Source organism: uncultured Fretibacterium sp., assembly GCF_963544685.1.
In the GTDB taxonomy this organism is placed as follows: Bacteria; Synergistota; Synergistia; order Synergistales; family Aminobacteriaceae; genus CAJPSE01.
On record NZ_CAUUGJ010000122.1, the window covers coordinates 1 to 6,707 of the forward strand.

Annotated in this window: 7 protein-coding genes; all 7 read left to right on the top strand. The window is 65.8% G+C overall.

Annotated elements, in window-relative coordinates; genetic code table 11:
- The coding region (locus ABLA28_RS09845; RefSeq protein WP_347713515.1) for a substrate-binding domain-containing protein at positions 1 to 280 on the top strand (280 nt) is incomplete at its 5' end.
- 342 nt (positions 281 to 622) lie between these two features.
- Positions 623 to 1,795, top strand: a complete 1,173-nt coding sequence (locus ABLA28_RS09850; RefSeq protein WP_347713521.1) for a DUF3798 domain-containing protein — start codon at positions 623 to 625, stop codon at positions 1,793 to 1,795.
- Between the two features lie 240 nt (positions 1,796 to 2,035).
- Positions 2,036 to 2,824, top strand: coding sequence for a DUF364 domain-containing protein (locus ABLA28_RS09855; RefSeq protein ID WP_347713516.1), 789 nt, complete (start codon positions 2,036 to 2,038; stop codon positions 2,822 to 2,824).
- Between the two features lie 65 nt (positions 2,825 to 2,889).
- Positions 2,890 to 3,510, top strand: coding sequence for a class I SAM-dependent methyltransferase (locus tag ABLA28_RS09860; protein WP_347713517.1), 621 nt, complete (start codon positions 2,890 to 2,892; stop codon positions 3,508 to 3,510).
- Position 3,511: 1 nt separating this feature from the next.
- Entirely contained in the window at positions 3,512 to 4,531 is a 1,020-nt protein-coding gene (locus ABLA28_RS09865; RefSeq protein WP_347713518.1) for an iron ABC transporter permease, read from the top strand.
- 5 nt (positions 4,532 to 4,536) lie between these two features.
- Positions 4,537 to 5,337 carry an ABC transporter ATP-binding protein gene (locus tag ABLA28_RS09870; protein WP_347713519.1) on the top strand — a complete coding sequence of 267 codons (801 nt, stop codon included), beginning with the start codon at positions 4,537 to 4,539 and terminating at the stop codon, positions 5,335 to 5,337.
- Positions 5,338 to 5,476: 139 nt separating this feature from the next.
- Positions 5,477 to 6,556, top strand: a complete 1,080-nt coding sequence (locus ABLA28_RS09875; protein ID WP_347713520.1) for an ABC transporter substrate-binding protein — start codon at positions 5,477 to 5,479, stop codon at positions 6,554 to 6,556.
- Positions 6,557 to 6,707: the final 151 nt, after the last annotated feature.

Consider the following 6,707-nt stretch of genomic DNA (forward strand, 5'->3'; position numbering starts at 1 on the left):
GCGGCTCGATGTCCGCGCCGTGTTCTGCGCCAACGACCTCATGGCCCTGGGCGCTTTGGAGGCCTTTGAGGAGCGAGGCGTGAAGCCGCCCCCGATCGGAGGGGTCGATGCGATCCCCGAGGCGCGGGAGGCCGTTCGTCAGGGGCGTCTGGCCGGTACGGTCGGCATCGCGGCGGATGAGGTTGTTCGGGGCGTTTACGAGGCCGTCTCCGAGGTCCTGAAGGGCCGCGTCCCCCGTGCGGAGCCGCTGGTCCGGTCCGTCCCGTATCGGTCGGCTTGAAGCATGGATGCGAGCTACCCTTGAGGGGAGGCGGCAGGATTGCAGCAAGTTCCGCTGCGACAGCCGGGGAGCGCTGGGCGCTGAAACGGCGCTTTTCGGGCAAATCAGATGGAACAACGGCCTGGGGAAATTTCCCCCGGGCCGTTATTGCATCGTTTTTTCCTCGGCCGCGGGGGCTCGGCGGTCATGTTCAAGCTCCGTCTTTTATGCTATCGTATCGTACAGGAAAAAAAGCCCCGATTCCAATTCCGGACAATGCATATGCTTCGTCGTTTTTGCTCCCTTTGCCTGCAAACGATTTGGAATTGGAAGGATGGGCGAAAGGGGTGTTTCACTGTGAAGTTGAAATTGGTTTTTCCGGCCTTGTTGGCATTTGTCCTGTCGGCTGTCCCTGCGGGGGCGGAAGCGCCCTTTCACATCGGGATCATGACGGGGACGGTATCGCAGAGCGAGGACAGCCTGCGGGGCGCCGAGTTGATGCTCGAACGCTATGGAAACAGTTCCGAGGGAGGCATGATCACACATGTCACCTATCCGGACAACTTCATGTCCGAGATGGAGGTCACCATCGGCCAGCTGGTCGGTCTGGCGGACGACCCGAAGATGAAGGCCATCGTCGTCAACCAGGCTGTTCCGGGGACGGCCGAGGCGTTCCGCCGCATCCGAGAACGGCGGCCCGACATCCTGCTCCTCGCGGGAAACATCCAGGAGGACCCGGCGATTGTGACGGCCGCCGCCGATATCGCCGTCAACGGGGACGATATCAGCAGAGGCTATCTCATCCCCCTGGCGGCGAAGAAGCTTGGGGCCAAAACCTTTGTCCACATCTCCTTCCCCCGGCATATGAGCTACGAGACGCTGGTCAGGAGACGCGCCGTCATGGAGGAGGCCTGCAGGGACCTGGAGATGAAGTTTGTCTTCGAGACGTCTCCGGACCCCACCAGCGACGTCGGTGTGGCGGGAGCGCAGCAGTTCATTCTGGAGAAGCTTCCCGCCTGGCTGGAGCAGTATGGCAAGGATACCGCCTTCTTCTGTACGAACGACTCTCAGAGGGAACCGATGTTGAAACGGATTGCCGAGTGCGGCGGGTACTTCGTCGAGTCCGACTCCCCCCTGATCTACTCCGGAGCTCTGGGAATCGACCTTTCGCAGGAGAGGGGTGATTGGCCCGCTCTGCTCGGGAAGATCGAGCGCGTCATCGTGGATGCGGGACAGGGAGGGCGTATGGCCAGTTGGGCCTATTCCATCGACTATACTTGCAGTGTCGCGCTGACCGGGTTCGCCAGGAAGGTCCTGGAGGGCAAGGCCAAGGTCGACAACGTCAGGGAGCTGATGAACTGCTTCACGGAGGCCACCCCCGGAGTGGGATGGAACTCCAGCTATTACACGGATGCAGGTACCGGGGTGCGTAACAGGAAACTGGTCATGGTCTACGAGGATACCTATGTTTTTGGCAGAGGTTTCCTTGGCATGACCGAGGTGGACGTTCCGGAAAAATATTTCCGCATCAAGTGAGCGCCGGCATTGCCCGATGCCGCCCGGCGATACCCATTCAGAAAAACATTCTGAAAAAACTATCCCGAAAAAATCATGCCGTCATGAAGGAAGCCTCCGAGGCCAACTCGGGGGCTTCCTTCATGGGGGCTCCGCCATGGTTGCCTTACGGCGCCCCGCGAGGGATAATGAAGGGGATCCTCGAGATATTTTAAAAAACAATACGACAATAGCCGTTTCCGTGCGAAAGGGGTGGCTGCCTTGTGGCGCCTGTACGACGAACTGATTGCGGGGATCCCTCCCGGCATCGCCGTGAGCTCCTACAACATCGCCTGCCGGTGGACGACGGTCGTCGCGGGCGGAAACACCGGCGTCGCCCACACGACGCATGGAGGGGGCCCCGGCCGCCTGCACCGCGGGCCCCTGACGGGCATGGCGCTGCGGGATGCGGCGGCCCTGTCCAAATCCTGGAATTTTCTGGAGGCCACCCTGGGCGTCGCGGCCCTGAACGCGTACTACAACTCCTGGGACAGGGTCCGGGCGCTCCCCGGCTTCGAGGCGGCCGGCGAGCCGAGGGACGACATCGAGAGCCGGACGGAGAAGAACGCCTTTTACGCGTTCCGCGACGAGATCGCGGGGAAAAGGGTGGCCATCATCGGGCACTTCCCCCACATCGAGGAGCTGATAGCGCCGCTGTGCCGGCTCTCCATCCTGGAGCGCGACCCCGTGCCGGGCGACTACCCCGACAGCGCCTGCGAGTACATCCTGCCCGAGCAGGACTACGTCTTCATCACCGGCATGACCCTCGTCAACAAGACGCTGCCGCGCCTCCTGCAGATTTGCCGGGACGCCAGGGTGTCTCTGGTGGGACCGACGGTGCCGCTTTCCCCCGTCCTCTTCGGACACGGCGCCGACAACCTCTCCGGGTTCGTCTGCACGGAGCCGGAGAGGCTGGACGAGGCCATCCGGCGGGGCTGCTCGATGGAGATCTTCACGGGAGGGCGCATGGTCAGCGTCGACGGGCCCCGCTCCGGGAGGCGTCCGGGATGACCGCCGCGAAGGGGCCGGAGGGGAGGGGGTCCATAGCCCCAATAAATACAGGGGGGAGTTCCAACATGGAAAACGCCCTGGAGTACGACGCGATCGCCAGCGGGGTCTTCGCGCCGCTGTACCCGGTGGTGGCGGAGGCCATTCTGGAGCGCACCGGCGTCCTCTCGGGAAGGATGCTGGACGTCGGCTGCGGAGGCGGACATCTGGGCTTCGCCCTGATGGAGCGGGGCCCGTTCGAGGGGTGGCTCGTCGACGTGTCCCCCGATGCCGTGGAGCTCTGCCGTGAGCGCTCGCTTGTCCGGGGGCTGGGGGACAGGTGCCGCTGCCTCGTCGGGGACGTCCATGCCCTGCCCCTCGAGGACGCCTTCTTCGACCTCGTGGTCAGCCGGGGGTCCATGGGCTTCTGGCGCGACTACCCCCTGGCGTTTGGGGAGATCCGCAGGGTGCTGAAGCCCGGAGGAAGGGCCTATGTCGGCGGCGGGCTCGGGAACCGGGAGACGTTTGAGCGGATCCGGGCACGGATGCGGGAGCTCGAGCCGGACTGGCCCGCCAACATCAAAAAGCGGCAGCGCAGCGTGTCCACCGTCGAGCTCCGCGGCATCATCGAGCGCACCGGGCTCGGGTGCCGGGTCGTGGAAAACGAGGACGAGGGTCGATGGTTCGTCCTGTCGAGGCCGGGGGCCTGACATGGGACCGCGTCCGAGGCTCCTCCCGAGGGGGCTGAAATGGTCCTTGATGGCCGCCGCCCCCGTCGTCCTGTTCTTCCTGTCCTTCGCGATCGGCAGGTATCCCATCGGGGTCGGAGAGCTTGCCGCCGCCGTCTGGCGCCGCATCCTCGACCCGTCCCCGATTGCCGACGGCAGGATGGCGACGGTGCTGTTCAACATCAGGCTGCCGCGGGTCCTCGCCGTCATGCTGGTGGGGGCCGGGCTGTCGGTCGCCGGGGCCGCCTATCAGGGGCTCTTCAAAAATCCCATCGTGTCCCCCGACATCCTGGGGGCCTCGGCGGGCGCGGGGTTCGGCGCCGCCCTGGGGCTGCTGCTGGGCCTGGGGCTGGGCGCAATACAGGCCCTCGCCCTGGTCGGGGGCATCGCGGCGGTCCTGTTCACGGTCCTCGTCAACAGGACCCTGTCCCGGGACCCCCTGCTGGGGCTCGTCCTCGGCGGCATCATGGTGAGCACCCTCTGCTCCGCCTTCACGTCCTGCACCAAGCTGGTCGCCGACTCCGACGGCAGGCTGCCCGCCATCACCTTCTGGCTGATGGGCGGCTTCCACGCGATGACCCGCTCGAAGCTCCTCGCCATCCTCGCGCCCATCTCCCTGTCCCTGGGCGTCCTGTACGCCATGGGCTGGCGGCTGAACGTCCTGTCCTTCGGGGAGGACGAGGCCCGGAGCCTGGGGGTCGATCCAAGGCGGGTGCGCTTTGCCGTTATCCTGGCCGCCACGCTCATCACGGCGTCGTCCGTGTCGGTCGCCGGGATGGTGGGGTGGGTCGGACTCGTCATCCCCCATCTGGGACGCGCCCTCGTCGGCGCGGACTTCCGGGCGCTGCTCCCCGCAAGCGCGCTGCTGGGCGCCAGCTACCTGCTGGTCGTGGACGACGTCGTGCGCAACGCGGCGAGCGTGGAGATCCCCATCGGCATCCTGACGGCCGTCCTGGGGGTGCCGTTCTTCCTGGCGGTCTACCGCGCGAGCTCGAGGAGGTGACGCGGGTGCTGGAGGTCTCCGGCCTGTGCGTCGGGTATGGGAGGGAGGATGTTCTGCGGGACGTGTCCTTCGCGATGGCCGAGGGGGAGTTCGTCTGCGTCCTCGGCGCCAACGGCTGCGGCAAGACCACCCTGCTCAAGGCCATCCTGGGGATACTGAAGCCGGGGCGGGGCGGGGTGACCCTGTGCGGCGAGGAGGTCCACCGGCTGGACGCGGGGCGGCTGGCCCGCCGCGTCGCCTACATCCCCCAGGCGCACGTGCCGCCCTTCCCGTTCCGGGTGCGGGAGGTGGTGATGATGGGGCGGACGCCCTACCTCGGCTATCTGGCACGGCCCGGGGCCGAGGACCGCAAAATTGTCGACGAGGTCCTGGAGACGCTGGACATCGGGTGGATGGCCGACCGCGTCTACACGAAGCTCTCCGGGGGACAGCGCCAGATGGTGCTCGTGGCCCGGGCCCTGGCGCAGCGGCCGAGGCTCCTGGTGATGGACGAGCCGACGGCGAGCCTCGACTTCGGGAACCAGTACGCGGTGCTCGACCGGGTGCGCCGCCTCTCGGACGGCGGCATGGGGGTCCTCATGGTCACGCACGATCCCGACCACGCGTTCTTCTGCGCCGACTCCGTCCTGACGATGAAGGACGGACGCGTCCTGGAGCATGGGCCGCCGCGCCGCGTCATCCGCGAGGACTCCATGCGGGCCATCTACCGCACCCCCGTAAGGATATCCGACGTCGACGTGGGCGGGGGAACCGCGTCCGTCTGCGTTCCGATCCGCAGCCCTGGGGCCTGGGCGTCCCCGGAGTGAGGGGATGCAATGAAGGGTATGCAATGAAGGCAGTCGATGAAGGCAGGTGTTGAACCTCCCCGCCGAACGGGGTGCGGGGGAGGAAGCCGGTCCGGAGAGATCCGGGCTGGAAAATCTGATTCCGAAGGAGAGATGTATCGTGAGAAAGCGTTCAGGTCTGTCCGCACTGCTTCTGGTGTTGATGCTCGTCATGGCTCCGCTGGCCGCGGCCGCGGCGGGGGTAAGCGTAACCGACTCCGTGGGGCGGACGGTGACCGTCCCGGAGCCGGAGCAGCTGCAGAAGGTCTATGTGACCAGCCCCATCGGCTTCATCTTCATGTACACGCTGGACTTCGAAAGGCTGGCGGGCACGCCGATGAAGTTCAACGAACAGGAGCTGAAGTATCTGAACCCCGCCTGCGCGGACATGCCCCTGCTGGGCGGCATGCAGATGGGCAAACAGCTCAACCGCGAGGCGATCATCGATGCGGGGACGCAGCTGCTGATCTCGGTGGGCCCGGGGAAGCCGAAGGATACCGACGCCTCCCAGGCCGACGAGCTGCAGGAGCAGCTGGGGATCCCGGTGGTCGTCGTGGACGCTTCGATGGAGAACATCGAGGGGGCCTACGAATTTCTGGGCCGCCTCCTGGGGCGTGAGGAGCGCGCCGCCAGGCTGGCCGCCTACTGCAGGGTGGTGCTGGACGACGTGAAGAAGAAGATCTCCACGGTCCCCGAGGAGAAGCGCGTCAGCGTGTACTATGCCGAGGGGCCCGACGGCCTCAGCACCGAGCCCGCCTCCTCCAGCCACGCCACGGTGCTGAGGATTGCCGGGGCCAGAAACGTCGCGGACGTCAAGGCCGTCTCGGGAAGCGGCATGTCGCCGGTGTCCCTGGAGCAGGTCCTGAACTGGAACCCCGAGGTCATCATCGCGTGGGAGGACTATCGCGGCGGCGCACATGGAAAGATCAAGAGCGATCCGGACTGGGCGAGCATCCGGGCTGTGAAGGACGGCCGCGTCTACGCCATGCCGAACACCCCCTTCAGCTGGATCGACCGTCCTCCCTCGGTCAACCGCTTCCTGGGCATCCAGTGGATCGCCAGCCTGCTCTATCCCGAGGCCTACAACGCCGACTTCCGGGCGGCGACCCGGGAGTTCTATGACCTGTTCTACGCGGTGAAGCTGACGGACGAGCAGCTCGACGACCTCCTGAAGAACGCGGTGAGCGCCCCGAAGCGGTAGGGGACGGGTGGATTTCCTGACGGGAAGGTTCCTTATAACTGGAGGTTTCTTATGAGTGCTTCGAGATTCTCGGGGCTCGGCAGTCTGCCCACGCGCGGGGAGGTGCTGGAGGCCCTGTTTGCGCTGTGGCATCCCGATCTTCCGGCCGAGA